The organism is Mycobacterium sp. NGS57, assembly GCF_059812405.1.
The window spans coordinates 57,315-80,559 of record NZ_JCALCP010000009.1 but is presented as its reverse complement, the minus strand read 5'-3'; the positions used below and the strand labels follow the sequence as shown (position 1 = coordinate 80,559).

23 protein-coding genes are annotated in these 23,245 nt (G+C 70.5%); 14 read left to right on the top strand and 9 right to left on the bottom strand.

Translation table 11 applies throughout. The features are described 5' to 3' along the window. Nucleotides 1–28 precede the first annotated feature (28 nt). From fadD8 to AC5Y43_RS18050, 10 genes are all read left to right on the top strand, one after another. On the top strand, nt 29–1,630 hold the full coding sequence (gene fadD8 / locus AC5Y43_RS18095; protein WP_499974690.1) for a fatty-acid--CoA ligase FadD8: 1,602 nt from the start codon (nt 29–31) through the stop codon (nt 1,628–1,630). A gap of 29 nt (nt 1,631–1,659) precedes the next feature. Beyond that, nucleotides 1,660–2,115 (top strand): nitroreductase family deazaflavin-dependent oxidoreductase, encoded by a 456-nt coding sequence (locus tag AC5Y43_RS18090; protein ID WP_499974688.1) that lies wholly within the window; start codon nt 1,660–1,662, stop codon nt 2,113–2,115. A gap of 13 nt (nt 2,116–2,128) precedes the next feature. Then, nucleotides 2,129–3,031 carry a 1,4-dihydroxy-2-naphthoyl-CoA synthase gene (locus tag AC5Y43_RS18085; protein ID WP_499974686.1) on the top strand — a complete coding sequence of 301 codons (903 nt, stop codon included), beginning with the start codon at nt 2,129–2,131 and terminating at the stop codon, nt 3,029–3,031. Between the two features lie 53 nt (nt 3,032–3,084). Continuing rightward, complete coding sequence (locus AC5Y43_RS18080) at nt 3,085–3,969, top strand: SDR family oxidoreductase (protein ID WP_499974684.1); 885 nt, start codon at nt 3,085–3,087, stop codon at nt 3,967–3,969. Nucleotides 3,970–3,989: 20 nt separating this feature from the next. Then, nucleotides 3,990–4,394: a VOC family protein gene (locus AC5Y43_RS18075; protein WP_499974682.1), complete on the top strand. Its 405-nt coding sequence runs from the start codon at nt 3,990–3,992 to the stop codon at nt 4,392–4,394. Between the two features lie 98 nt (nt 4,395–4,492). Next, on the top strand, nt 4,493–5,743 hold the full coding sequence (locus AC5Y43_RS18070; protein ID WP_499974681.1) for an inorganic phosphate transporter: 1,251 nt from the start codon (nt 4,493–4,495) through the stop codon (nt 5,741–5,743). Further along, on the top strand, nt 5,740–6,039 hold the full coding sequence (locus tag AC5Y43_RS18065; protein WP_499974679.1) for a hypothetical protein: 300 nt from the start codon (nt 5,740–5,742) through the stop codon (nt 6,037–6,039). The genes AC5Y43_RS18070 and AC5Y43_RS18065 overlap by 4 nt, the downstream gene beginning before the upstream one ends. Nucleotides 6,040–6,079: 40 nt before the next feature. Then, nucleotides 6,080–6,391 carry a DUF3349 domain-containing protein gene (locus AC5Y43_RS18060; RefSeq protein ID WP_499974677.1) on the top strand — a complete coding sequence of 104 codons (312 nt, stop codon included), beginning with the start codon at nt 6,080–6,082 and terminating at the stop codon, nt 6,389–6,391. A gap of 50 nt (nt 6,392–6,441) precedes the next feature. Next, on the top strand, nt 6,442–7,542 hold the full coding sequence (gene menE, locus AC5Y43_RS18055; RefSeq protein WP_499974984.1) for an o-succinylbenzoate--CoA ligase: 1,101 nt from the start codon (nt 6,442–6,444) through the stop codon (nt 7,540–7,542). Nucleotides 7,543–7,553: 11 nt separating this feature from the next. Beyond that, entirely contained in the window at nt 7,554–8,906 is a 1,353-nt protein-coding gene (locus AC5Y43_RS18050) for a hypothetical protein (RefSeq protein WP_499974676.1), read from the top strand. 353 nt (nt 8,907–9,259) lie between these two features. Here the strand turns inward: AC5Y43_RS18050 and AC5Y43_RS18045 are convergent, their stop codons facing one another. After that, entirely contained in the window at nt 9,260–9,931 is a 672-nt protein-coding gene (locus AC5Y43_RS18045; protein ID WP_499974675.1) for a TIGR04282 family arsenosugar biosynthesis glycosyltransferase, read from the bottom strand. After that, on the bottom strand, nt 9,928–10,584 hold the full coding sequence (locus tag AC5Y43_RS18040; protein ID WP_499974673.1) for a glycosyltransferase family 2 protein: 657 nt from the start codon (nt 10,582–10,584) through the stop codon (nt 9,928–9,930). Before AC5Y43_RS18040 ends, AC5Y43_RS18045 begins: the two co-directional genes overlap by 4 nt. A 174-nt stretch (nt 10,585–10,758) precedes the next feature. Between AC5Y43_RS18040 and AC5Y43_RS18035 the strand changes: the two genes are divergently transcribed. Continuing rightward, nucleotides 10,759–12,378, top strand: a complete 1,620-nt coding sequence (locus tag AC5Y43_RS18035; protein WP_499974672.1) for a PPE domain-containing protein — start codon at nt 10,759–10,761, stop codon at nt 12,376–12,378. Between the two features lie 18 nt (nt 12,379–12,396). Here AC5Y43_RS18035 and AC5Y43_RS18030 read toward each other — a convergent pair whose 3' ends face one another. Further along, complete coding sequence (locus tag AC5Y43_RS18030; RefSeq protein ID WP_499974670.1) at nt 12,397–14,124, bottom strand: DUF7159 family protein; 1,728 nt, start codon at nt 14,122–14,124, stop codon at nt 12,397–12,399. 347 nt (nt 14,125–14,471) lie between these two features. Here AC5Y43_RS18030 and AC5Y43_RS18025 point away from each other — a divergent pair, with 347 nt between their 5' ends. Beyond that, entirely contained in the window at nt 14,472–16,013 is a 1,542-nt protein-coding gene (locus AC5Y43_RS18025) for a DUF7937 domain-containing protein (protein ID WP_499974982.1), read from the top strand. Here the strand turns inward: AC5Y43_RS18025 and AC5Y43_RS18020 are convergent. Together AC5Y43_RS18020 and AC5Y43_RS18015 are read right to left on the bottom strand one after the other, a co-directional pair. Beyond that, nucleotides 16,010–17,038, bottom strand: coding sequence for an NAD-dependent epimerase/dehydratase family protein (locus AC5Y43_RS18020; RefSeq protein WP_499974669.1), 1,029 nt, complete (start codon nt 17,036–17,038; stop codon nt 16,010–16,012). The two genes, AC5Y43_RS18025 and AC5Y43_RS18020, sit on opposite strands and share 4 nt — an antisense overlap. Then, the gene (locus tag AC5Y43_RS18015) at nt 17,035–17,811 is read right to left on the bottom strand and encodes an S-methyl-5'-thioadenosine phosphorylase (protein ID WP_499974667.1); all 777 of its coding nucleotides are present in this window, start codon (nt 17,809–17,811) and stop codon (nt 17,035–17,037) included. The genes AC5Y43_RS18020 and AC5Y43_RS18015 overlap by 4 nt, the downstream gene beginning before the upstream one ends. A 34-nt stretch (nt 17,812–17,845) precedes the next feature. On the opposite strand from AC5Y43_RS18015, the gene AC5Y43_RS18010 reads away from it, so the two are divergent. After that, nucleotides 17,846–18,718 carry a 1,4-dihydroxy-2-naphthoate polyprenyltransferase gene (locus AC5Y43_RS18010; protein ID WP_499974981.1) on the top strand — a complete coding sequence of 291 codons (873 nt, stop codon included), beginning with the start codon at nt 17,846–17,848 and terminating at the stop codon, nt 18,716–18,718. Between the two features lie 27 nt (nt 18,719–18,745). On the opposite strand, the gene AC5Y43_RS18005 is transcribed toward AC5Y43_RS18010, so the two are convergent. Next, nucleotides 18,746–19,096 carry a DUF4229 domain-containing protein gene (locus AC5Y43_RS18005; protein ID WP_499974665.1) on the bottom strand — a complete coding sequence of 117 codons (351 nt, stop codon included), beginning with the start codon at nt 19,094–19,096 and terminating at the stop codon, nt 18,746–18,748. 46 nt (nt 19,097–19,142) lie between these two features. Between AC5Y43_RS18005 and AC5Y43_RS18000 the strand changes: the two genes are divergently transcribed. Next, entirely contained in the window at nt 19,143–19,304 is a 162-nt protein-coding gene (locus AC5Y43_RS18000) for a hypothetical protein (RefSeq protein ID WP_499974661.1), read from the top strand. 11 nt (nt 19,305–19,315) lie between these two features. On the opposite strand, the gene AC5Y43_RS17995 is transcribed toward AC5Y43_RS18000, so the two are convergent. From AC5Y43_RS17995 to AC5Y43_RS17985, 3 genes are read right to left on the bottom strand one after another with little or no spacing between them, the layout of a single operon-like run. Further along, on the bottom strand, nt 19,316–20,599 hold the full coding sequence (locus tag AC5Y43_RS17995) for a MinD/ParA family ATP-binding protein (RefSeq protein WP_499974659.1): 1,284 nt from the start codon (nt 20,597–20,599) through the stop codon (nt 19,316–19,318). Nucleotides 20,600–20,643: 44 nt separating this feature from the next. Then, nucleotides 20,644–21,633 carry a c-type cytochrome biogenesis protein CcsB gene (gene ccsB / locus AC5Y43_RS17990; protein ID WP_499974658.1) on the bottom strand — a complete coding sequence of 330 codons (990 nt, stop codon included), beginning with the start codon at nt 21,631–21,633 and terminating at the stop codon, nt 20,644–20,646. Further along, nucleotides 21,630–23,204 (bottom strand): cytochrome c biogenesis protein ResB, encoded by a 1,575-nt coding sequence (locus AC5Y43_RS17985; RefSeq protein ID WP_499974979.1) that lies wholly within the window; start codon nt 23,202–23,204, stop codon nt 21,630–21,632. The genes ccsB and AC5Y43_RS17985 overlap by 4 nt, the downstream gene beginning before the upstream one ends. Nucleotides 23,205–23,245: the final 41 nt, after the last annotated feature.

Below are 23,245 nucleotides of genomic sequence, written 5' to 3'. Positions count from 1 at the left end.
GAATTGCAACACGTTCTAGTCTTGGCACATGAGTGACGAGTTGCTGCGCCATCCGACCCACAACGGCCACTTACTGGTAGGTGCGCTCAAGCGCCACAAGAACAAGCCGGTGCTCTTCCTCGGCGACACCACGCTGACCGGTGGTCAGCTCGCCGAGCGGGTCAGCCAGTACACCCAGGCGTTCGAGGCACTGGGCGCCGGCACCGGCGTCACCGTGGGGCTGCTGTCGCTGAACCGCCCCGAGGTGCTGATGATCCTCGGCGCCAGCCAGACCCAGGGCTATCGGCGCACGGCGCTGCATCCGCTGGGCTCGCTGGACGACCACGCATACGTGCTGTCCGACTGCGGCGCCAGCTCGCTGATCGTCGACCCCAACCCAGCGTTCGTCGAGCGCGCGTTGGGGTTGCTGGAGAAGGTCGACTCGCTCAAGCAGATCCTCACCATCGGCCCGGTGCCCGAGGCGCTCAACGGTGTGGCGGTCGACCTGTCGGCCGAGGCGGCCAAGTACGAGCCCAAGCCGCTGGTGGTCGCAGAGCTGGCGCCGGACCATATCGGGGGCATGGCCTACACCGGCGGCACCACCGGCAAGCCCAAGGGCGTGATGGGCACCACCGGCAACATCGCCGCGATGACGCAGATCCAGCTCGCCGAATGGGAGTGGCCGGAGAGCCCCCGGTTTTTGATGTGTACGCCGCTGTCGCACGCCGGGGCGGCGTTCTTCACGCCGACGGTGGTCAAGGGCGGCGAGATGGTGGTGCTGAGCAAGTTCGATCCCGCCGAGGTGTTGAAAACCATTGAAGAGCAAAAGATTACGGCGACCATGCTAGTGCCGTCGATGCTCTACGCGCTGATGGACCACCCGGATTCGCACACCCGTGACCTGTCGTCACTGGAGACCGTCTACTACGGCGCCTCGGCAATGAACCCGGTGCGGCTGGCCGAGGCGATCCGGCGGTTCGGCCCGATCTTCGCCCAGTACTACGGACAGTCCGAGGCGCCGATGGCGATCACCTACCTGGCCAAGGGAGACCACGACGAGAAGCGGCTGACCTCGTGCGGGCGCCCGACGCTGTTCGCGCGGGTGGCGCTGCTGGGTGAGGACGGCAATCCGGTGCCACAGGGCGAGCCCGGCGAGATCTGCGTCAGCGGACCGCTTTTGGCCGGCGGCTACTGGAATTTACCTGACGAGACCTCGAAGACCTTTAAAGACGGCTGGCTGCACACCGGTGACATGGCCCGCGAGGACGAGGACGGCTTCTACTTCATCGTCGACCGCGTCAAGGACATGATCGTCACGGGCGGCTTCAACGTGTTCCCCCGCGAGGTCGAGGACGTCATCGCCGAGCATGCGGCCGTCGCGCAGGTGTGCGTCGTCGGGACCCCGGACGACAAGTGGGGCGAGGCCGTCACCGCCGTGGTGGTGCTGCGCGCCGACGCGCCCCGCGACGACGCCGCGATCGAGGCGATGACCGCCGAGATCCAGGCCGCGGTCAAGGAGCGCAAGGGCTCGGTGCAGTCGCCCAAGCGGATCGAAATCGTCGACGCGCTGCCGCTGACGGGTCTCGGCAAGCCGGACAAGAAGGCCGTGCGGGCGCGGTTCTGGGAGGGCGCGGGCCGCGCCGTCGGCTGACGTTTCCGTCGCAGGTAACGTCGCTGCCTATGGGAAGCGGTAAAACCGTCCGGCCGCCGTGGTGGCTGAAGCCGGCGAACAAGGTCTTCATCCAGATGTCGCGGCTGGGAATGAGTTTCGGCGGCGAAAGCCCCGTGGTGTTGACGGCGCCCGGCCGCAGGTCCGGCGCCGCACGATCGACGCCGGTGACCCCGATGAGCCTCGACGGCAAGCGCTACGTCGTCGCCGGATTCCCCGGCGCCGATTGGGTGGCCAACGTGCGCGCCGCCGGGGAGGCGACGCTCGCCCGCGGCCGGCGCGTCGAGCGGGTGCGGATGGCCGAGTTGTCGCCCGACGACGCGCGCCCGATCCTGCGGGCCTTCCCCACCGAGGTGCCCACCGGCGTCGGATTCATGAAGCGGGCGGGCCTGGTCACCGACGGGCGCCCCGAGGAGTTCGAGGCGCTGGCCGGACGCTGCGCCGTGTTCCGGCTGGACCCGGCATAGGAGACGAATAACGTTGAGCGACAACCCATTTGATGCGCAGGCTTGGCGACCCGTCGACGGGTTCGGCGACCTGACCGACATCACCTACCACCGGCACGTCACCGACCCCACCGTGCGGGTGGCGTTCAACCGGCCTGAGGTGCGCAACGCGTTTCGGCCGCACACCGTCGACGAGCTCTACACCGCACTCGACCACGCCCGGATGTCGCCCGACGTGGGCGTGGTGCTGCTCACCGGCAACGGCCCGTCGCCGAAGGACGGCGGCTGGGCGTTTTGCTCGGGCGGCGATCAGCGCATCCGCGGGCGCTCCGGGTATCAGTACGCCGCCGGGGACACCGCCGACACCGTCGACGTCGCGCGCGCCGGCAGGTTGCACATCCTCGAGGTGCAGCGGCTGATCCGGTTCATGCCCAAGGTGGTCATCTGCGTGGTCAACGGGTGGGCGGCCGGGGGCGGGCACAGCCTGCACGTGGTCTGCGACCTGACCCTGGCCAGCCGCGAGCACGCGCGCTTCAAACAGACCGACGCCGACGTCGGCAGCTTCGACGGCGGCTACGGCAGCGCGTACCTGGCCCGCCAGGTGGGCCAGAAGTTTGCCCGCGAGATCTTCTTCCTCGGCCGCGGCTACACCGCCGAGCAGATGCATCGCATGGGCGCGGTCAACGAGGTCGTCGACCACGCCGACCTGGAATCCGAGGCGATCGGGTGGGCGCGCGACATCAACGCCAAATCCCCCCAGGCGCAACGGATGCTGAAGTTCGCGTTCAACCTGCTCGACGACGGTCTGGTGGGCCAGCAGCTGTTCGCCGGCGAGGCCACCCGCCTGGCGTACATGACCGACGAGGCCGTCGAGGGCCGCGACGCGTTCCTGGAGAAGCGCGACCCGGACTGGAGCCCGTTCCCGCGGTATTTCTAGGGCCCGCCGGCGTGACGCGGGTCTCCCGACCGACGCGCCTACACTCGCCCCCTGTGAGCAAGAGTCCGCTGCGCAGGTTCACCGACCAAATCGTCCTGGCGACCATGCGGCCGCCCATGGCGCCGCAGATCCTGGTCAACCGGCCCGCGATCAAGCCGGTCAACCTCGACGGCAAGCGGATCCTGCTGACCGGCGCGTCCTCGGGCATCGGCGAGGCCGGGGCCGAACGGCTGGCCCGCGAGGGCGCGACGGTCGTCGTCGTCGCCCGCCGCGGTGACCTGCTCGACGCGCTGGCCGACCGGATCACCAAGGCCGGTGGCGCCGCCATCGCGATCCCCTGCGACATCTCGGACCTGGACGCCGTCGACGCGCTGGTCGCCGACGTCGAAAAGCGCCTCGGCGGCGTGGACATCCTGGTCAACAACGCCGGCCGGTCCATCCGCCGGCCGCTGGCCGACTCGCTGGAACGCTGGCACGACGTCGAGCGGACCATGGTGCTCAACTACTACGCGCCGCTGCGGCTGATCCGCGGGCTGGCGCCCGGGATGCTCGAGCGTGGCGACGGTCACATCATCAACGTCTCGACGTGGGGCGTGCTGTCGGAGGCCTCGCCGCTGTTTTCGGTGTACAACGCGTCGAAGGCGGCGCTGTCGACAGTGAGCCGGGTCATCGAAACCGAGTGGGGCCGCGAGGGCGTGCACTCGACGACGCTGTACTACCCCTTGGTGGCCACACCGATGATCGCGCCGACGAAGGCCTACGAGGGGATGCCCGCGCTGACGCCGGAGGAGGCCGCCGAATGGATGCTCACCGCGGCGCGCACCCGGCCGGTGCGGATCGCGCCGCGGATGGCGATAGCGGCGAAGGCGCTGGATACGTTCGGCCCCCGCTGGGTCAACACGCTGATGCAGCGCCAGAGGATCCAGCCGGCGCGCTAGAGACGTGCTAGACACGAGGTATGGAGATCCTGGCCAGCCGGATGTTGCTGCGGCCGGCGGACTATCAGCGGTCGTTGAGCTTCTACCGCGACGAGATCGGCCTGGCGATAGCCCGCGAGTACGGCGCGGGCACCGTGTTTTTCGCGGGCCAATCTTTGCTGGAGCTCGCCGGCTACGGCTCCCCGGACCACTCCCGCGGACCCTTTCCGGGTGCGCTGTGGCTGCAGGTCCGCGACATCGAGGCGACGCAGGCCGAGTTGCGGGACCGCAAGGTCCCGATCGCCCGCGAGGCGCGCCGCGAACCGTGGGGGCTGCACGAGATGCACGTCACGGATCCGGACGGGATCACGCTGATCTTCGTGGAGGTTCCCGGCAATCATCCGCTACGCCGCGACACCCGCGGCGACCAAGGGAACATCCGGTGAACTAACAGCTAACATCGAACGACAAGTCAAGGTACACCTGCGTTTCGGCCGTCTGTTCGTTCGACAATGGAATCACCCGACTACCAGAATCAGGCCCTGTGAACATCGATTTGTTCCTCTTGATCATTGTCGTAATCACGGCGCTCGCTTTCGATTTCACCAACGGCTTCCACGACACCGGCAACGCGATGGCGACGTCCATCGCCAGCGGCGCGCTGGCGCCCAAGGCGGCCGTCGCGCTCTCGGCGGTGCTCAACCTCGTGGGCGCATTCATGTCCACCGCCGTCGCCGCCACCATCGCCAAGGGCCTGATCGACGGGCACGTCGTGACGCTGGACCTGGTGTTCGCCGGCCTGGTCGGCGGCATCGTCTGGAACCTGCTGACCTGGTTCCTCGGCATCCCGTCGAGTTCCTCACACGCGCTGATCGGCGGCATCGTCGGCGCCACGATCGCCGCCGTGGGCGGGCACGGTGTGATCTGGAAGGGCGTGGTGTCCAAGGCGATCATCCCGGCGGTCGTCTCGGCGATCCTGGCAATCGCCGTCGGGGCGATAGCGACCTGGCTGGTCTACCGAATCACCCGCGGCGTGCCGGCCAGGCGTACCGAGTCAGGGTTCCGCTACGGCCAGTGGGGCTCGGCGTCGCTGGTTTCGCTGGCACACGGCACCAACGACGCGCAGAAGACGATGGGCATCATCTTCCTGGCGTTGATGTCCTACGGATCGGTCAGCAAGAGCGCCGCGGCGCCGCCGCTGTGGGTCATCATCGGGTGCGCGCTGGCCATGGCGTCGGGCACCTACCTGGGCGGCTGGCGGATCATCCGCACCCTGGGTAAGGGCCTGGTCGAGATCAAGTCGCCGCAGGGCATGGCCGCCGAATCTTCTTCTGCCGCAGTCATTCTGCTGTCCGCTCACTTCGGTTACGCGCTGTCCACGACGCAGGTCTGCACCGGGTCGGTGCTGGGCAGCGGGCTGGGCAAGCCGGGCGGCGAGGTGCGCTGGGGGGTGGCCGGCCGGATGGCGGTCGCGTGGCTGGTGACACTGCCGCTGGCCGGGTCGGTCGGGGCGATCACGTACTGGATCGTGCACTTCATCGGCGGATACCCCGGCGCGATCATCGGTTTCGGGCTGCTGGTCGCGGTCTCCGCCACCATCTACGTCCGCTCGCGCCGGGTCAAGGTCGACCACAAGAACGTCAACGCCGATTGGGAAGGCAGCCTTACCGCCGGCCTCGACGACCCGGAGGAACCGCCGACCCCACCATCGGTTCCCGGGCCCGCCATCCACATCCCGGCGCCGGCCCGGTCCGGCTCGGAGGACCCGACGGTGAGCGCGGGGAAGCTCTCATGAGCCACTTCGGCGACTGGTTCAATTACGAAGCCTCCCTGAAGATCCTGACTTTCAGCATGCTCGCCGGCGCCGCGCTGCCGGGGCTGTTCGCCCTGGGGCTTCGGTTCCACGCCATCGGCGGCGGGCAGCCCGGCACCGACGGTAGCCCGCCGCACCGCAATCCGGTCCTGCTGGCGCTCGCCTGGTCGATCTACGCGCTGGTGATCGCGGCGGTCGTCTTCGCCCTGCTCTACATCTCCCGCGACTTCGTCGCGCACCAAATCGGCCAGCCCTTCCTTGGGGCAAAGCCCAAGTAGCATTGGGTCGTTGAATGCCCTCGTGCGGAGAGATAGCACCGTGAACCGGTTTCTTAGTTCAGTGGTTTCGTGGCTGCGCGCGGGATATCCGGAGGGCATTCCGACCACCGACACCTTCGCCGTGCTTGCCCTGCTGACCCGGCGACTGAGCAACGACGAAGCCGTGGCCGTGGCCCACGAACTCATGCAGCGCGGCGATTTCGACGACATCGACATCGGTGTGGCGATCACCCAGATCACCGACGAGCTGCCGGCACCGGACGACGTCGAGCGCGTCCGGACCCGGTTGGCCGCCAAGGGATGGCCGCTGGACGGGCCCCGCGACGGGCTGGACAGCGGAGACCGCGCATAGCCGTCCTGCGTGCGATCGGCGTGCCGGCGGGCTCGGCCGCCCCCGTGCTGATGCCGGCGCTCGAGGGAGTGCTCGACCGCGGGGGACCCGCGCTTGTCGCGATGCCGGCCGGCGGCGACGACGCCTCGGCGGCGGGCTTGCGGGTGGGCTTGCGGGTGGGTGAGGAGATCGACGACGACGTGGCCGTGGTGGCGGCGACGTCGGGAACCACCGGCGCGCCCAAGGGCGCGCTGCTGACCGCGGCCGCCCTGACCGCCAGCGCGTCGGCTACCCACGACCGCCTCGGCGGACCCGGCACATGGCTGCTGGCTTTGCCGCCGCATCACATCGCCGGTCTGCAGGTGCTGGTGCGCAGCGTGCTGGCCGGCACGGTGCCCGTCGAGCTGGACGTCTCCGGTGGGTTCGACATCGGCGAATTGCCCCGCGCGATAAGGCGATTGGGGCCCGGACGGCGATACACGTCGCTGGTCACCACCCAGCTGGCCAAGGTGCTCACCGACCCGGCGGCCGCATCCGCGCTGGCCGAGCTGGACGCCGTGCTGCTGGGCGGCGGGCCCGCACCCCGGCCTATCGTCGATGCCGCTGCGGCGGCCGGCATCGCGGTGGTCCGCACCTACGGGATGAGCGAGACCGCGGGCGGCTGCGTCTACAACGGGACCCCGCTGGACGGGGTGGCGCTGCGGGTGGCGGCCGACGGCCGCATCGTCGTCGGCGGCGCGACCCTGGCCAAGGGCTACCGCAACCCGGTCGACCCCGACCCGTTCGCCGAGCGGGGCTGGTTCCGCACCGAGGACCTGGGCCTGCTGGAGGGCAGCGCGCTGACCGTGCTGGGCCGCGCCGACGACGCGATCAGCACGGGCGGGTTGACGGTACTGCCGCAACCGGTGGAGGCCGCGCTGTGCACCCATCCCGCGGTCGCCGAGTGCGCGGTCTTCGGTGTCGCCGACGACCGGCTCGGGCGGCGGGTGGTCGCCGCGATCGTGGTGCGCGACGGGATCGCGGCGCCGACGCTGGCGGCGTTGCGGACGCACGTGACCCGCACCCTGGACGCCACCGCCGCGCCGCGCGAGCTGCACGTCGTCGACGCGCTGCCGCGCCGCGGCATCGGCAAGGTCGACCGGGCGGCGCTGGTGCGCCGGTTCGAGCAATAGGCTGGTCGCTCGTGAGGGTCGCGCGACGGGAGCTGATGGCCGTCGCGGTCGGGGTCGCCCTGGTTGCGGCGGCGTTCGTGCTGCCCCGGCTGCACTGGGGCATCCGGCCGCGGCTCGACGTCGGCCCCGAGCGGTTCGCCACGCACGCCGGCTCATCGCCGATCTTCGGGGCGTGGGAGATCCACGCCAGCTGGGGAACCGCGCCGGCAATTCTCATCGCCGTCGCCGCCGTGGTGTGGGGACCCACTGTCGCGCAACGCGTTTCGTGGCGGGCGCTGACGCTGGGCACCTGGGCGACCGCCTGCGGATGGGCGTTCGCGCTGGCGATGATCGACGGCTGGCAACGTGGCTTCGCCGGACGGCTGACGACGCGCGACGAGTACGTGTCGCAGGTGCCGACCATCACCGACATCCCGGGCGCGCTCCGCACGTTCGCGAGCCGGATCGTCGACTACCAGCCCGACTCGTGGGTCACGCATGTCTCGGGGCACCCGCCGGGTGCGCTGTTGACGTTCGTGTGGCTGGACCGGATCGGGCTGCACGGCGGCGCGTGGGCCGGCCTGCTGTGCCTGCTGGCCGGCTCCAGCGCGGCCGCGGCCGTCGTGATCGCCGTGCGCGCGCTCGCCGACGAGCGGACCGCGCGCCGCGCTGCGCCGTTCGTCGCGGTCGCGCCGACGGCGATCTGGGTCGCGGTCTCTGCCGACGGCTATTTCGCCGGGGTTGCGGCGTGGGGCCTCGCGCTGCTGGCCGTCGCGGTGCACCGTCCCGCGCGATTCCCGGCGCTGATCGCGGCTTGCGCGGGGCTGCTGCTGGGCTGGAGCGTGTTCCTCAGCTACGGCCTGATCCTGCTGGGGCTGCCGGCGTTGGCGGTGCTGGTCTCGGCGTCGGATTGGCGCGCAGTGCTGCGCGCCCTCGGCCCGGTGGCGCTGACCTCGCTGGCGGTGGCGGTGGCCTTCGCCGTCGCTGGCTTCTATTGGTTCGAGGGCTATACGCTTGTGCAGCAACGCTATTGGCAGGGTATCGCGCATGACCGGCCGTTCCAGTACTGGAGCTGGGCCAACCTCGCGTGCGTGGTGTGCGCGATCGGGCTGGGCAGCGTCGCCGGCATCAGCCGCGTCTTCGACGTTGCCGCCATCCGCCGCCGCTCCGGCATTCATTTGGTGCTGCTGGCCATGCTGGCCGTCATCGTCTGCGCCGATTTGAGCATGTTGAGCAAGGCTGAGGTGGAACGGATTTGGCTGCCGTTCACTGTCTGGCTCACCGCCGCGCCCGCACTGTTGCCGGCGCGCTCACATCGATGGTGGCTGGCGGCCAACGCGGTCGGGGCCCTGCTGGTGAACACCGTCATGGTGACCCACTGGTAACGGGCCACCTTGATCCGCGAGCGTGCGTGTCGGTACGACGACACGCCGGTATGTGTGTACAAACGCGGTCACTCGCGCCGGATGTGAGAAACCGTGAGAGCCCGGGCGGCCGCGCGGGTGCCCGCCCGCGAGATTGATTGTGAGTCCACGGCTTCGATTGTGAGTTGACGGATTTGATTGTGAGCAGGTGGCGGCGTTCGGTGCGACTTCACCGCCCGGGACTCACACTCGAAGCCAGGGATGCACACCCGAGCCGGGGTGACCGGCCACCGTGACCGCGAGCGGCCGCGTCTGCACGGCGACACGCCGCAAAATGTGTACAAACGCGGCCGCTCGCGCCAGAAGTGAGAGCTTCACAGCCCGGCCGCGCGGGTGGCCCGCGCGAAGCGGCTCTCGGCGCCGCACTCGTCGCGCACCGCGGCGACATCGTCGACAACGTCGACATCGGCCAGGCGCTGCACGGGTATCACCTCAATACCGTTGTCGCGCAACGCCTTCAGGGTGAGCTCTCCGGTGTCGGGCTGCGACATCGGCACCCCGCGCAGGCATTCGGCCGTCGCCGCCTCCGCGACGCCGAGCGCCCACCAGCCGCCGTCCTGGGCCAACCCGAGGATCGCCGGCGCTTCCAGCAGCCGGCGCGCGCAGTCCGTCAACAGTTCGGCGCTGACCTGCGGGGTGTCCATCCCGATCTGCAGCACCGGGTAGCCCTCAAAGATCGAGCCGGTGTCGGCGTGGGCATTGGCGAGCCGGTCGGCGAAGTCGCCCCCGCGCTGCGGGATCACCGTGAAGGTCCCGAGCCGCTCCCCGATCTCGGCGGCGCGCGCGGCCGCGGCGAGGTCACCGGTGAGGGCGACCACCCGGGCGGCCACCGGCGCGGCCACCACCGCGTCCAGCGTGTCCAGCAGCGCCGCGGCGGCGATGTCGGCGGCCACCCGGTCGCCGACCGTCGCCGCCAGCCGTGTCTTGGCCCGGCCGGGCTCCGGCGCCTTGGCGACCACCAGCAGGCTGACCGGCAGGAGGCTCACGAAATCACCTTCCAGAAGTCCACGATCGCGGTGATGCTGCCCCGCAGAGAACCGCTGACCTTCGACTTGCCGCCGGTGCGGGGGCCGTAGCTGACGTCGAGCTCGACCACCCGCCAGCCTGCCGCCGCGGCCCGGACCAACAGCTCCAGCGGGTAACCGGAACGGCGGTCGGCGACGCCGAGGTCCAGCAGCGCGTCCCGCCGGGCGACGCGCATCGGCGCGATGTCGTGCACCGGCAGTCCGTGGCGGGTGCGCAGCCGCCAGCTCATCACCACGGTGCCGACCCGGGCGACCCACGGCCAGTGCAGGCCGGGCACCGGTCGGCGGCGGCCGATCACCAGGTCGGCGTCCGAGTCGAGCGCGGCGACGAGCCGGGGCAGATCACCGGGGTCCAGCGAGCCGTCGGCGTCGATGACCGCGACGATCGGCGTCGTCGCGGCGACGACGCCCGCGTGCACCGCCGATCCGTAGCCGGGTCGCGGCTCGGTCACCACCCGGGCGCCGTGCCGGGCGGCCACCGCGGCGGTGTCGTCGGTGCTGTTGTTGTCCACCACCAGCGAGCGGTAGCCGGCCGGAACGGCCGCCAGCACTGCGGGCAACGACTCCTCTTCGTTCAGGCAGGGCAGCACCACCGTCACCGCGTCGTCGGGCATGTGTACCGAGATTAGGGGCAATGCCGACCAATTTGCCGACCAATTTGCCGACCAGTTTGCTGAAAAACCCGCCGCCGACGGCAGCCGCGGCCGTAGTATTTGCCGCAATTTGCTTCATCGGGATCTCCACCGCTGGCGTCAAAGGCCGTCGGTAGACAGGAGTTTGAGTTCGACATGGTCAGCTTTCCGATGCTCCCGCCGGAGATCAATTCGTTGCTGATGTTCAGCGGTGCCGGCTCGGCGCCGATGCTTCAGGCCGCGGCGGCCTGGAACGGGTTGGCCGATGAATTGAGTTCCGCCGCGCAGTCGTTCGCGTCGGTGACCTCGGGGCTGGCCGGCCAGGCCTGGCAGGGCCCGGCGTCGGCGGCGATGGTCGCCGCGGCGACCCCGTACGCGGGCTGGCTCAGCAACGCGTCTGCGCAGGCCGCCGGCGCGGCCACCCAGGCGCAGGCGGTGGCGAGTACGTTCGAGGCGGCCCTGACGTCGACGGTGCATCCGTTGGAGGTGGCGGCCAATCGCAACGCATTCGTGCAGTTGGTGCGCTCGAACTTCCTCGGCCTGGCCGGCCCGGCGATCGCCGCGGCCGAAGCCCAGTACGAGGAGATGTGGGCCGCCGATGTGTCGGCGATGACGAGCTATCACGCCGGCGTATCGGCCGCCGCCGCGCAGCTGAACCCGTTCGCGCAGCTGCTGCAGAACCTGCCCAACATCGGTATCGGCAACAAGGGCGGCACCGGCAACATCGGCAACGGCAACACCGGCGCCGCCAACATCGGCGGCGGCAACACCGGTAGCGGAAACATCGGCAACGGCAACGGCTCTACCAATCAACCCTCCAGTGGAAACATCGGCAGCGGGAACATCGGCAACAACAACTTCGGCTCCGGAAACTTCGGCAACGGCAACATCGGGTTCGGAAACGCGGGTACCACCATCGCCGATCCGGGCCACAACGTCGGCGTGGGAAACCTGGGCAACAACAACTGGGGCCTGGGGAACTACGGCAACGGCAACCAGGGCGCCGGAAACAGCGGCAACAACAACGTCGGTTTCGGCCTGACCGGCAACAATTTGATCGGCGTCGGAAACGCCTACTACGACACGGCGACAGGACAATTCACGTTCGCCGGGCTGAACTCGGGCACCGGCAACATCGGCTTCGGCAACTCGGGCAACAACAACATTGGCTTCTTCAACTCCGGTGACGGCAACGTCGGCATCTTCAACGCCGCCGTCCCGTCGAACATCGGCGCCGGCAACTTCGGCATCGGCAACGCGGGCATCGGCAACGTCGGCTTCGGGAACTCCGACTTCTCCAACTTCGGCTTCGGCAACACCGGCACCTACAACACCGGCGTGTTCAACTCGGGCAACCTGAACACCGGCTTCGCGAACGCGGGCAACCTAAACACCGGCTTCTGGAATTCCGGCGACTGCAACACGGGCCTCGAGAACTCGGGCGGCATCAACACGGGCAGCTGGAATTCGGGCTCGGTCAACACGGGCTTCGGCGCCACCACCGACGGCCCCGGCTCCGTCTCGGGTTACGGCAACACCGGCAGCGTGGTCTCGGGCTTCAACAACACGTCGAGTGGCGGCTTCATGTCGGGCATTGGAAACACGGCCGGCGGCGGCGGTGCCATGAACGGCAGCATCTCGGGCTTCTTCAACACGGGTGCGCCGGGCACGGTTTTGCCCGGGATCGCCGGGGATGTTTCCGGATTGCTGAACACCGGCAGCTTCATGTCGGGTCTGTTCAGCATTGAAAAGCTGCTCAACAACCTTTATCGCTGACCCACCGCGCAACGCGGCTCAGAAGCCCGGCAGGTGCCCGGGCTTTGGGGCCTGTTGTGTCGGCTGTGCCGGCTTGGGCGCGACGGTCTGCTGCTGGGTGGGCTTCGGGGCGACCGTCTGCTGGGTCACGGGCGCCTGGGTGGTCACGGGCGCCTGAGTCGTCACCGGCGCCTGAGTCGTCACCGGCGCCTGAGTCGTCACGGGCGCCTGAGTCGTCACCGGCGCCTGAGTCGTCACCGGCGCCTGCGTGGTCGTCACCGGAGCCTGCGTGGTCGTCACGGGCGCCTGCGTCGTCGTCACCGGTGCCTCCGTGGTGGTCGGCGGCGCCTGCGTCGTCGTCGGTGTGGTGGGCGCGGTCGTCGTCGGAGTCGTCGGCGTCGTCGGCGGCGTCGTTGGCGTCGTCGTCGGGGTCGTCGGCGGCGTGGTGGGCGTCGTCGGCGGCGTATACGGCGGCTGGTACGGGGGGTGCCAGCCCGGGAACGGAATGATGATGGGGACCGGGATCGGCATTCCCGGGTTCGGATTGGGCACGAAACCCGGGGTCCCCGGCGTCTCCGGCCCCACCGGGCCGGCCGGCGTCGGCAGCTGCTGGCCGCCGCCGGTCGGGGCCGGGATGACGCCGCCCTGGAAACCGGCGTTGGGCGCCTCGGGCGGCGGCGCCGGGACCGGCGCCTGCTGCTGCGTCGGCAGCAGCGGCATGAACTTGCCCGGGGCGGCGTTCTGGTGCCCGATCACCGGCTGCGCACTGGCGGTCGGCCGGACCGCGATGGCCACCGCGGCGGCCAGCGAAGCGAATCCGATGACGGCGAACGCGATGACGGCGTTGCCGAGCACCAAGGACCGCCGGCTGAGCGGCACCCGGCCGGTCGCGACCCCCTCTTCGTCGGCATCGTAGTCACCGAAATCTTCGTATTCGGAACCGAATTCGCCCGCACCGAAGGGCTCGCCCTCGTCCGCCATCGAATACGCCAGCTGGTTGTCCTCGCCGGCCGGTTCGGCGGCGGGCGCGAACGCGGTCTCGTCTCCGGTGAGCCCGGCCGCCGGCGCCATCGCGGTCGCGTCGCCGGTGAGCGCCGGCGCCATGGTCGTCGCGTCCCCGACCGCCGTGGGCGCGGCGGCCAGCGCCGCGCCGCGCGCCAGCGCGAACGTGGGGTCGTCGGGAATCTCCACCCGCATGGTCGACGCGTCGCGGAGCTGGTCGGCAACCCTGCCCAGGTTGGACGATGCGCCGACGACGTAGACGTCGCGCGGGGCGCCGGGGTGGTCGACGAGCCGGGCCATCATCGTCTCCAACGCGCCGGTGTCCTCGGGTCCCGAGTCGGTCGCCAAGGGCTGTTGGGCCAGCATCGTCGGCGGCGCGTCGTCGCCGTCGCCCGCACCGACCACCGACAGCGTCGCCGTCTCGTCGCCGACGACCAGGACGCCGCCGGTCCGTCCGGCGGCGCGCATCAGCGCCGTGACGGCCTGCGACTCGGAGAGCACCGCCACGTTGTGCACGCCGGAATCCTCCAGCGCGCGGCGCAGCTGGTCGGCCTTGCCGGAATCGGGCCAGCAGAGCCGGGTGGCGACGAGCCGGTGGTTCTCGTCGGCCAGCAACCGGTTGGTCCCGACCACGGTCTCGGTCAGGGTGCCGACCGGGTTGCCGGACAGGTCGACGACGGACTGATCGATCACCTCGGCGCCGTTCCCGATGAGCGCCAAGCGCGCAACGGGACCCGCGACCGCGACCCCCAAAACGACGTCCATCCCGGCTCTCCTTCGGCCTGGCTACCCCGCAACCAGCATGTCCCGGCATCATTACACTGCGATACCGTCGGGCGATCACGTTAGCCCGTGAGCGCAGCGTAACCGGGTTGGCAACCACGTTCTCAGCACTGCCGCGTCGCCCGAACGGAGATTATGTTTTCAAGGAAGCAACGAAGACGGCGCGGCAGGGGGTTCCCCCGCCCCGCGGCCAAAGTTGCGCCACCGATGGCCGTCCTCGATATCCGGGGGGAACCGTGAGTCAAACCAGCGACGACGCCCCTACCGGCCCCATCCGTGAACGCACACCACCCGCGCCCCCCGGCCGTGCGCGGCCCGCGCCGGGCGGTGTGCGGGCCCCGAGCCGGCGGCAGAACCTCGCCGGCGACCTGATCGCGGCCGCCCTGCTCGTGGCGGCGCTGCTGTTGCCGTGGAATCTGCAATTCGGGCTGGGCATCCCGGGCAGCAACACGGCCGTGTTGGCCGTCCTGTTCGTCGTGACGTTGCTGTCGCTGGCCTCGATCGCCCTGGCAGGGGCGTGGCGATCGTCGCGCGCGCGGTTCAGCCCCGCGCTGGCCGGGCGGCTTCGCGTGGCGCTCAACCTCCCGTACGCGCTTCTGGTCCTCGGCTTCGTCGTGTTCGACGTCGTCGAGACCGTCCGGTTCGGCGGCACCGTGAACGTGCCGGGCGGTGTCGGACCGGGCGCGTGGCTCGGGATCGCCGGCGCCCTGTTCAGTGCGCAATCGGTAACCGCCGCAGACGACCCGGACACCGACGCCCGGTCCGTCCGGATCATCGGCTACGCGTCGATGGTGGGCGCGGCGCTGAGCTTTGTCTTCAACCTGTACTGGCGGGTGCGCTACGCGCTGCACGGCGCGGGCAGTTCGCCGGACTTCGGCAAGCAGAACGTCGCCGTCATCGTGACGGCGGTGGTCTACGGGGTGGTCGCGCTGGTCGTCGTCCTGGTCGCGTCGCGCTGGCTGACGCGCCCCACCCGGGCGTCCCGGCTGGCGGCCGTGGCCCTCGGCGTGTCCACGCTGGCGGCCGGGGTCCTCGTATGGCTCCTTCCCGTCGGCCGCGACATCGACGCGTTCCACGGCATCGCGCAGAACACCTCGACGGCCGGCGTCGGTTTCGAGGGCTATCTGGCGTGGGCGGCGGCCGCGGCGATCTTCGCCCCGCGGACGCTGCTGGCCCGCCGCGACACGTCCGCGACCGAGGAGAACGCCTGGCGCGCGGCGGCCCGAAATGGGTTGCTGCTCATCATCGTTTGGTGTTTGGGGTCGATGCTCATGCGGTTCACCGACCTCGCCGTCGCGGTGAGCCTGAACTATCCCTTCTCGCGCTACGACACCCTGGTGCTTGCCGCGTTCGATCTGGCCACCGCGGTGCTGGCAATCTGGTTGCGCATCAACCTCGGCAACGACGCCGTCTCCGCGCGGCTGATCTCGTCGCTGTGCGGGCTGGTGGCCACCCTGAGCGGCTCGCGCGTCGTGGTGGGCGTCGCGCTGGCGCCGCGGTTCCAGGAATCGCCCAACGCGCCGGCACCAAATCCCGTGTACGGCAACAACCTGGCGCAGCAGATCACCAGCACGTTCGACGTTGCGCTATGCGTGCTGGCACTGTGCATCCTCGCGGCGGCGGTCGTCACCGGCCACCTCAGCGGGCGACGGCGACGACGCCAGAAGCGCGTCGCCGCCCGCAAGCGCGCCGCGTCCGCGGCCGCGGCCGCTCCGACGACGCGCATCCCGGCCGGCCGGCCCGCCCCGCCGTCGGGCGCGGCGACCACGCGCATTCCCGCCGGCGGCGCGCCGCGCATCTTCCGGGGTGACGACTCCGCCACCCGGCAAATTCCGTTGCAGAAGCCCAGGATCTTCCGGCCGCCGAGTTAACGCAGAGGCGCAAAGGCGAATTCGCGCAGGCCCGCGCGCGGATCGATGGCCGCCCGGAATCCCAGCGCCTCGCCCGCGCGGGTGGGATCGGCGACGATATGGCGCACGTCGCCGCTGCGGTACTGCCCGGTCACCACCGGGGCGAGCGAGCCGTCCCGAGCATCGCACAGCGCGGTGGCCACTTCCAGGATCGAGATGGGTTGTCCCGAGCAGACATTGACGGGCGTGAACCCATCCTGGACGGCCGTGGCCGCGACGTTGGCGGCGGCCACGTCGTCGACGTGGACGAAGTCGCGCATCTGACCGCCGTCCTCGAAAACCCTTGGCGGCTCGCCCCTTTCCAGCGAGGAGCGGAAGATCGCCGCCACCCCGGAATACGGAGTATCGCGAGGCATCCCCGGCCCGTAGACGTTGTGGTAGCGCAGCGCCACCACCGAACCGCCCGTCGCCTCCGACCACGCCAGCGCGTAGTGCTCCTGCGCCGTCTTGCTGGCGGCGTACAGGCTGCGCGGCCGCAGGGCGGCGTCCTCGCCGACCAGCTGCCACGTCACCTCGACCCCGCATGTGGGACAACGGTTTTCGAAGATGCCGGCGTCTAGGTCGGTGCGCCGCCGTGGCGGCGGGTCGACGAGCCCGTGCTCGGGGCACGCGTAATGCCCCTGCCCGTAGACCACCATCGAGGATGCCAGCACCAGGTGGCGCACCCCGGCAGCGAACATCCCCGCCAGCAGCACCGTGGTGGCGAAATCGTTGTGGCCGCCGTAGGCGGGCGCGTCGGCGGCATCGACGCCCGCACCCACCATCGCCGCCTGATGACACACGACGTCCACGCCGTCCAACAGCGGGGCCAGCGCCTCACCGTCGCGGACGTCGACGCGCAGGCATCCCGGCGGCAGCGCCGCATCCGGGCCGTGCGCCGCCGGCAGCAGGGCGTCGACGCCGACCACCTCGTGACCCGCCGCCCGAAGCGCCGCGTCGACCCGCGAGCCGATGAAACCGGCCGCCCCGGTCAGCAATACCCTCATGGCAGTTCCACGGGCAGCGTGACACCGGCGTGCGGCCGGCAGTGCGGGCACGCACCCTCGTCGGCAACGCGGCCGATCGCCGCGCGCACCAGTTCCTTGAACGGTCCGATGTTCCGCTCGAACTGGGCGAACACCTCGACGGCCGTCACGCCCTCGCCGGCCCGGACACCGGCGTCCAGGTCGGTGACCAACGCGATTGCGGCATAACATATTTCGAGCTCACGCGCCAGCACGGCCTCCGGGTAGCCGGTCATGTTCACCAGGGTGAACCCGGCCGAGGCGAACCACCGGCTTTCCGCGCGGGTGGAAAAGCGCGGCCCCTGGATCACCACCATGGTGCCGCCGTCGACCACGCCGGACAGGCCGGTCGCCGCTGCCCGCAGGCCCGGGCAGTACGGATCGGCGAAGTCGACATGAACGGCGCCGGAGTCGAAGTAGGTGTCGGCGCGGCCGCTGGTGCGGTCCACCAGCTGATCGGGCACCACCACCGCGCCCGGGCCGTTGGCGGGGTCCAGGCTGCCCACGGCGCAGGGGCCGAAAACCCGCCGCACACCGAGCGTGCGCAGCGCCCACATGTTCGCCCGGTACGGGACGGTGTGCGCCGAGAACTGATGCGTCGCGCCGTGGCGGGGCAGGAAGGCGACCTCGCGGCCGCCGACGGTGCCGACCGTGACCGGCGCGCTGGGCGGCCCGTACGGGGTGTCGACGCCGAGGTCGCGGGTGCCGGATTCGAAGAACGTGTAGAAGCCGCTGCCGCCGATGACTCCGAGCATCCGACCATTGTGGTGCATGAGGCAGGATGCCCTGGTGGCCAGTTTCGCGCAGTGGGTCTCGGGCGCCCGGCCCCGGACGCTGCCCAACGCGGTGGCGCCGGTTATCGCCGGCACCGGTGCCGCGGCGTGGCTGCACTCCGCGGTGTGGTGGAAGGCGCTGCTGGCGCTGGCCGTTGCGGTCGCGCTCATCGTGGGGGTCAACTACGCCAACGACTACTCCGACGGCATTCGGGGCACCGACGACGATCGCGCCGGGCCGGTGCGGCTGGTGGGCTCGCGGCTGGCCGCCCCGCGCTCGGTGTTGGCCGCGGCGGTGACGAGCCTGTCGGTGGGCGCGGTCGCCGGACTGGCGCTGGCGCTGTGCAGCGCGCCGTGGCTGATCGCGGTCGGCGCGGCCTGCATCGCGGGGGCGTGGCTGTACACGGGCGGGTCAAAACCCTACGGCTACGCGGGTTTTGGCGAGGTCGCGGTGTTCGTGTTCTTCGGCCTGGTCGCCGTGCTCGGCACCGAGTACACCCAGGCGTTGCGGGTGGACTGGGTCGGGCTGGTGCTGGCGGTGTCGATCGGGGCGCTGTCGACGTCGGTGCTGGTGGCCAACAACCTTCGGGACATCCCCACCGACGCCCGCTCCCAGAAGGTCACCCTGGCCGTGCGGCTCGGCGATGCCCACACCCGGGTCCTGTACCAGGCGCTGCTGGCCACGGCCGGGGTGCTGACCCTCGTGCTGATGGCCGCGACGCCATGGTGCGCGGTGGGATTGGTGGCCACGCCGCTGGCGCTGCGCGCGGCCGCCCCCGTCCGCTCGGGCCGTCGCGGGCCCGAACTGATTCCGGTGCTGCGCGACACCGGGCTGGCGATGGTGGTGTGGGCGATCGCGGTGGCGGCCGCTTTGGCGCTCGCGCGCTGAGCAGGCGCTGAACAGGCGCTGGACAGGCTAAGTGCCGGGCTCTTCGGGGTCCTCGGGTCCAGCCTCTCCGCGAAGCCGGGCCTGCAGCTGTTCGCGCTCCCGGCGGCGGCGTTCGCCGGCTACCGCGAGCGAGGCGGTCGCGCGCCGGCGTAGCGGCCCGAACAGCCAGATGCCCAACGGCATCGCGATGATGAGAGCGAACAACAATGCGACCGCGACGGGGAACTCGACGACCCCCAGCAATCGCGCGGCACCGTAGATCGCGGCGGCCACAACGAGCACCAGCCCCAACCGCGCCGCCGTGTAGAGCAAAACGTCGACGACGGCGCTGGTCCGCGCGCGCCGGTCAGCGCTGCTGTCGCCAGGCCCTTCAGACACACCCTGAGCCTACGGCGCAGGTATATTCGCTCACAGGAGGTGTTGAGTGCTCTACCTGCTGCTCGTCCTGATTCTGGGGACGCTGATCTATGTCGGCTGGCGTGCGGCGCGATCGCAGGCCCATCGACCGAAGACGCGCGTCATCGGTCCCGACGACGATCCAGAGTTCTTGCGGCGGTTAGGGCACGGGGACAACAACCCTCGTTAACCAGGGCGCGTTCAGGCCACACCCGGATTGCGCTGATCGCCCGGGAACCCGTCGGCCACGACGGCCCCCAGTTCGGCGAGTGCCTCGCGCGTCCGCCGCCCCAACTGGTCCAGGCTGATCTCCGCGCCCTCTTCCAGGTGCGGGTCGAACGGGATCACGCGCACGGCGCGGCAGCGGCGGGAGAAGTGATCGATCACCTTGTTCATGTCGACCTTGCCGGTGCGCGGCCGCACGCCGTTGATAACGGCGATGGAGTTGCGCACCAGGGCCTCGTGCCCGTGCGCGTCCAGCCAGTCCAGCGTGGCCGAGGCGCTGCGCGCGCCGTCGATGGATCCCGAGGCGACCACGAGCAGCACGTCGGCTTTGGCCAAGATGGCCGACATCGCGGAATGCAGCAAGCCGGTGCCGCAGTCGGTGATCACCAGCCCGTAGAACCGCTCCAGGATGTTCAGGACGCGGCCATACTCGTCGGCGCTGAACGCCTCGGAAACGGCCGGGTCGGTTTCCGACGCCAGCACCTCCATCCCGCTCGGGCCCTTCGAGGTGTAGCGGCGGACGTCGCTGTAGCGCTCGATGGTTCCGGCGTCGTGGAGCAGCTGGCGCACCGTCGCCACGGTCTCCAGCGGGATCTTCTGGCTCAGGGTGCCGCGGTCGGGGTTGGCGTCCACGGCCACCACCCGGTCGCCGCGGATGGACGCGAACGTCGACCCCAGCGTCGCGGTGATGGTGGTCTTGCCCACGCCGCCCTTCAGCGACAGCACCGCGATGCGGTAGCAACCCCGCAACGGCCGGTTGACCTGCGCCACCAGGTTGTTGTGGTGCGCGGCCCTGGGGCTCTCGCCCAGGTTGATCAGGCGGCCGGAGAGGTCGTAGACCAACCGGCGCCACCCCTCCGACGGCGGCGGCTTGACCGGTCGCAACAGCATGCCGGTAGCCAGTTCCGGATACGGCGTGTGCGGCAGGGCCTCGCGCCGGTACGGGTGGTGGGCCTGCACTTCGGCGGGGGGCACCTCGGCCGGGCCCGTGTAATAGGCCCCGAAGGCCGTCGGGTCGACGCGGGCGATGCCGGTGGCCGGTGTGGAGTCCCAGGGCGGCGTCCCGGTGGGCACGCCGGGTGTGGTGGGCGCCGCGGCCTGCCGCCGCTCGGGTCCCGGAACCCGGCGCTCGGTGCGGAATCCGGCGAAGGCCCGGGTCGGGGTTTCGCCCTCGGCGGTCGGCTCGGCGGGCTGCTGGGGCGGCATCTGGGTGGTCGGCGGTTCGGGCGTCCCCACACCCGTCGTTGGCTGGTCGGACACCTGCACTCCCCCTTGTTGCGCTTACTTAGGTCGGTTGCTGACTGTCATCCCACGCCCGCATACGAATGCAGGCCCACAGTCACCAGGTTAACGAAGAACAGATTGAAGACCATGGCGACGAATCCCACGACGTTGATCCACGCCGCCTTGCGGTCCCGCCATCCCGCCGTTGACCTGGCGTGCAGGTAGGCCGCGTAGACCACCCACGCGACGAACGACACCGTCTCCTTGGGGTCCCAGCCCCAGTAGCGGCCCCAGGCCTCCTCGGCCCAGATGGCGCCGAAGATGACCCCGAACCCGAACACCGGGAACGCGAAGATCGTGGTGCGGTAGGCGACGCGGTCGAGGGTCTGCGCGTCGGGCAGGCGCTGCACCATCCGGGCCACGACGCCCTCGGTCTGAGGGTCGCTCAGCCGCGAGGTGCGCAGCAAAAACAGGATGCTGGAAATGCCGGCGACCATGAACACGCCGGAACCCAGGCTGACCACCGACACGTGAATGGGCAGCCAGTAGGACTGCAGCGCGGGCATCACCGGCGCGGCGTTGGCGTACAGCCAGCGCCCGGAGACCGTGAGCAGGATCAGCACCGGGACGAGCAGGAAGACCCACAGGGCGCGGTATTGCGGACGGCGCAACACGACCGCGCCGGCGACCAGGCCGCAGCAGCACGTCAGGTTGATGAACTCGTACATGTTGCCCCAGGGCACCCGCAGGGTGGCCAGGCCGCGCAACACGATGCAGGCCAGCAGCAGCCCGATGCCGAGGTAGACCACGGCCAGTCCGGCCCGCCCGACGCGTTCGTCGACCCGCCGCCGGGCGGTCTCGGCGACGACGCCGGGCACGGCGCTGTCGGCGCCGACCGAGCCGGCCAAGACGGCCGCGCGGTTCTCGGAGCGCCGGGCCCCGGCTCGCTCGGTTCGGTACGCGAGCTCGAAGGCCAGCAGCAGCAACGCGACGACGAGGGACACCACCGCCGAGGTGAATGCCCAGTCGGAGTAGCGCGCCAGCCCGATGTCGATGTGTGTGGTGTTCATGTGACGTCCTGTGGGCTTGTGGCCGGTTGGGGGGCCGGCTCCGGCGCGCCGAGCCCGTCGAGTAACCGCTCGGTCAACCGCTCGAACTCGTCGCCCCATCCGGAGTTATCGGTGCGCGCCAGCCCGCCCAGCTCGACGTTCACCGTACCGGGTCCCTCCCCACCGGCCGCAGTGAGCCTGACCCACACCCTGCGGCGGCGCACCAGCAGCGACACCACCAGCCCGGCCATCATCGTGACGGCGAAGACCAGCACCCATCGCTGTCCCGGGTCGTGGGAGACCTGCAGGTTGACGAACGGCACCGCCCCGTCGAAGCGGACGACGGTGCCGTCCTGATCGAGGCGCACCTCCTGGCCGGCGCGCAGGTTGACCCGCTTCGCCTTGGTCAGCCGGCCCTGCTCGATCAGCCGGGGATCGAGCGTGAACAGCGACTGCGGCCGCCCGGTGTCCAGGCCCGTGTCACCGCGATAGATGTCGACGGCCACCGCGGGGGCGTTGAGGGCGGGAAACCGCGACGACAACAGGGTGCCCTCGAGTTGCTCGGTGGGCGCCAGCAGACCCTGGATCGCGATCTCGTGCTGGCGGCGCTGGGCGGCGTCGGGGTAGCTGCCGGCCGGCGGGTCGATGCGCACCACGCCCGACGAGAGCAGGGTCTGCGGGTTGTCGGGTCGCCACTGCACGGTCGACGTGCGCGTGCGCCCGTCGGGGAAGGTCACAGTGAACGTGGGCGCGTAGCCGTGGCCCTGCAGGTACACCCGGTCGCCGCCGATCCGCAGCGGGTGGTTGACCTCCAGCCGGTAAGGCTGCCAGCTGTTGGTGGCCAGGTCGTGGCCGTCCTGGTAGTCGATATCGGCGGCGAAGGAGGTGGCCTGCCCCGAGGGCAGGTAGTGGGCCTGAAAGTCGTTGACGCGCATGCAGATTGGGTGCAGCGACGTGCCGTCGACGGTGTTGCCGGCGCGGAAGGAATCGAATGCGGCCGGCGACGCCGAGCAGAAGCCGGGCCCGCCGTCGGCGATGACGATGACGTTGCCCTCGTAGCCGAACAGCTTGCCGACGGCCACGGCGACCAGCAGGCCCAGCAACGAGAAGTGGAAGGCGATGTTGCCGAACTCGCGCAGGTAGCCCTTCTCCGCGGAGACCTCGACCATGTTGGCGTCGTCCGGGTCGGGGTGGCGGATGGCGGTGCGCCAGCCGCGCAGCCGCCGGGTGATCCGGTTCGCCAGGGCGTTGAGTTCCACGGGGTCGGCGCCCAGCTTTGTGGCGGCGTACTTGGGCAGCCGGGCCAGGTTGCGCGGGGCCGCGACGGGGGCGGCGCGCAGGCTGCGGGCGTGCTCGATCGTCCGCGGGGTCAGGCAGCCGACCAGGGAGACGAACAGCAGCACGTAGATGGCGGTGAACCAGAAGCTGGAGAACACGTCGAAGGCCTGCAGCCGGTCCAGCCAGGGCCCGATCGTGGGGTGGGCCTTGAGGTAGTCGTCGACCTTGCCGGCGTTGAGGCTGCGCTGCGGCAGCAGCGCGCCGGGGATCGCGCCCAGCGCGAGCAGGAACAGCAGCACCAGCGCGGTGCCCATCGAGGTCAGCGCGCGCCAGGTGTTGCGCGTCCAGGCGAGGA

Excerpts from the sequence above, each read along its gene's own strand:
- fadD8 (WP_499974690.1), top strand. The coding sequence starts at position 29 with ATGAGTGACGAGTTGCTGCGCCATCCGACCCACAACGGCCACTTACTG.
- ccsB (WP_499974658.1), bottom strand. The coding sequence starts at position 21,633 with ATGAACACCACACACATCGACATCGGGCTGGCGCGCTACTCCGACTGG.
- AC5Y43_RS18020 (WP_499974669.1), bottom strand. The coding sequence starts at position 17,038 with ATGAGGGTATTGCTGACCGGGGCGGCCGGTTTCATCGGCTCGCGGGTC.
- AC5Y43_RS18040 (WP_499974673.1), bottom strand. The coding sequence starts at position 10,584 with ATGCCCGACGACGCGGTGACGGTGGTGCTGCCCTGCCTGAACGAAGAG.
- AC5Y43_RS17985 (WP_499974979.1), bottom strand. The coding sequence starts at position 23,204 with ATGGGCACCGCGCTGGTGCTGCTGTTCCTGCTCGCGCTGGGCGCGATC.
- AC5Y43_RS18030 (WP_499974670.1), bottom strand. The coding sequence starts at position 14,124 with ATGGACGTCGTTTTGGGGGTCGCGGTCGCGGGTCCCGTTGCGCGCTTG.
- menE (WP_499974984.1), top strand. The coding sequence starts at position 6,442 with ATGCCGGCGCTCGAGGGAGTGCTCGACCGCGGGGGACCCGCGCTTGTC.
- AC5Y43_RS18015 (WP_499974667.1), bottom strand. The coding sequence starts at position 17,811 with ATGCTCGGAGTCATCGGCGGCAGCGGCTTCTACACGTTCTTCGAATCC.
- AC5Y43_RS18035 (WP_499974672.1), top strand. The coding sequence starts at position 10,759 with ATGGTCAGCTTTCCGATGCTCCCGCCGGAGATCAATTCGTTGCTGATG.
- AC5Y43_RS18075 (WP_499974682.1), top strand. The coding sequence starts at position 3,990 with ATGGAGATCCTGGCCAGCCGGATGTTGCTGCGGCCGGCGGACTATCAG.
- AC5Y43_RS18090 (WP_499974688.1), top strand. The coding sequence starts at position 1,660 with ATGGGAAGCGGTAAAACCGTCCGGCCGCCGTGGTGGCTGAAGCCGGCG.
- AC5Y43_RS18065 (WP_499974679.1), top strand. The coding sequence starts at position 5,740 with ATGAGCCACTTCGGCGACTGGTTCAATTACGAAGCCTCCCTGAAGATC.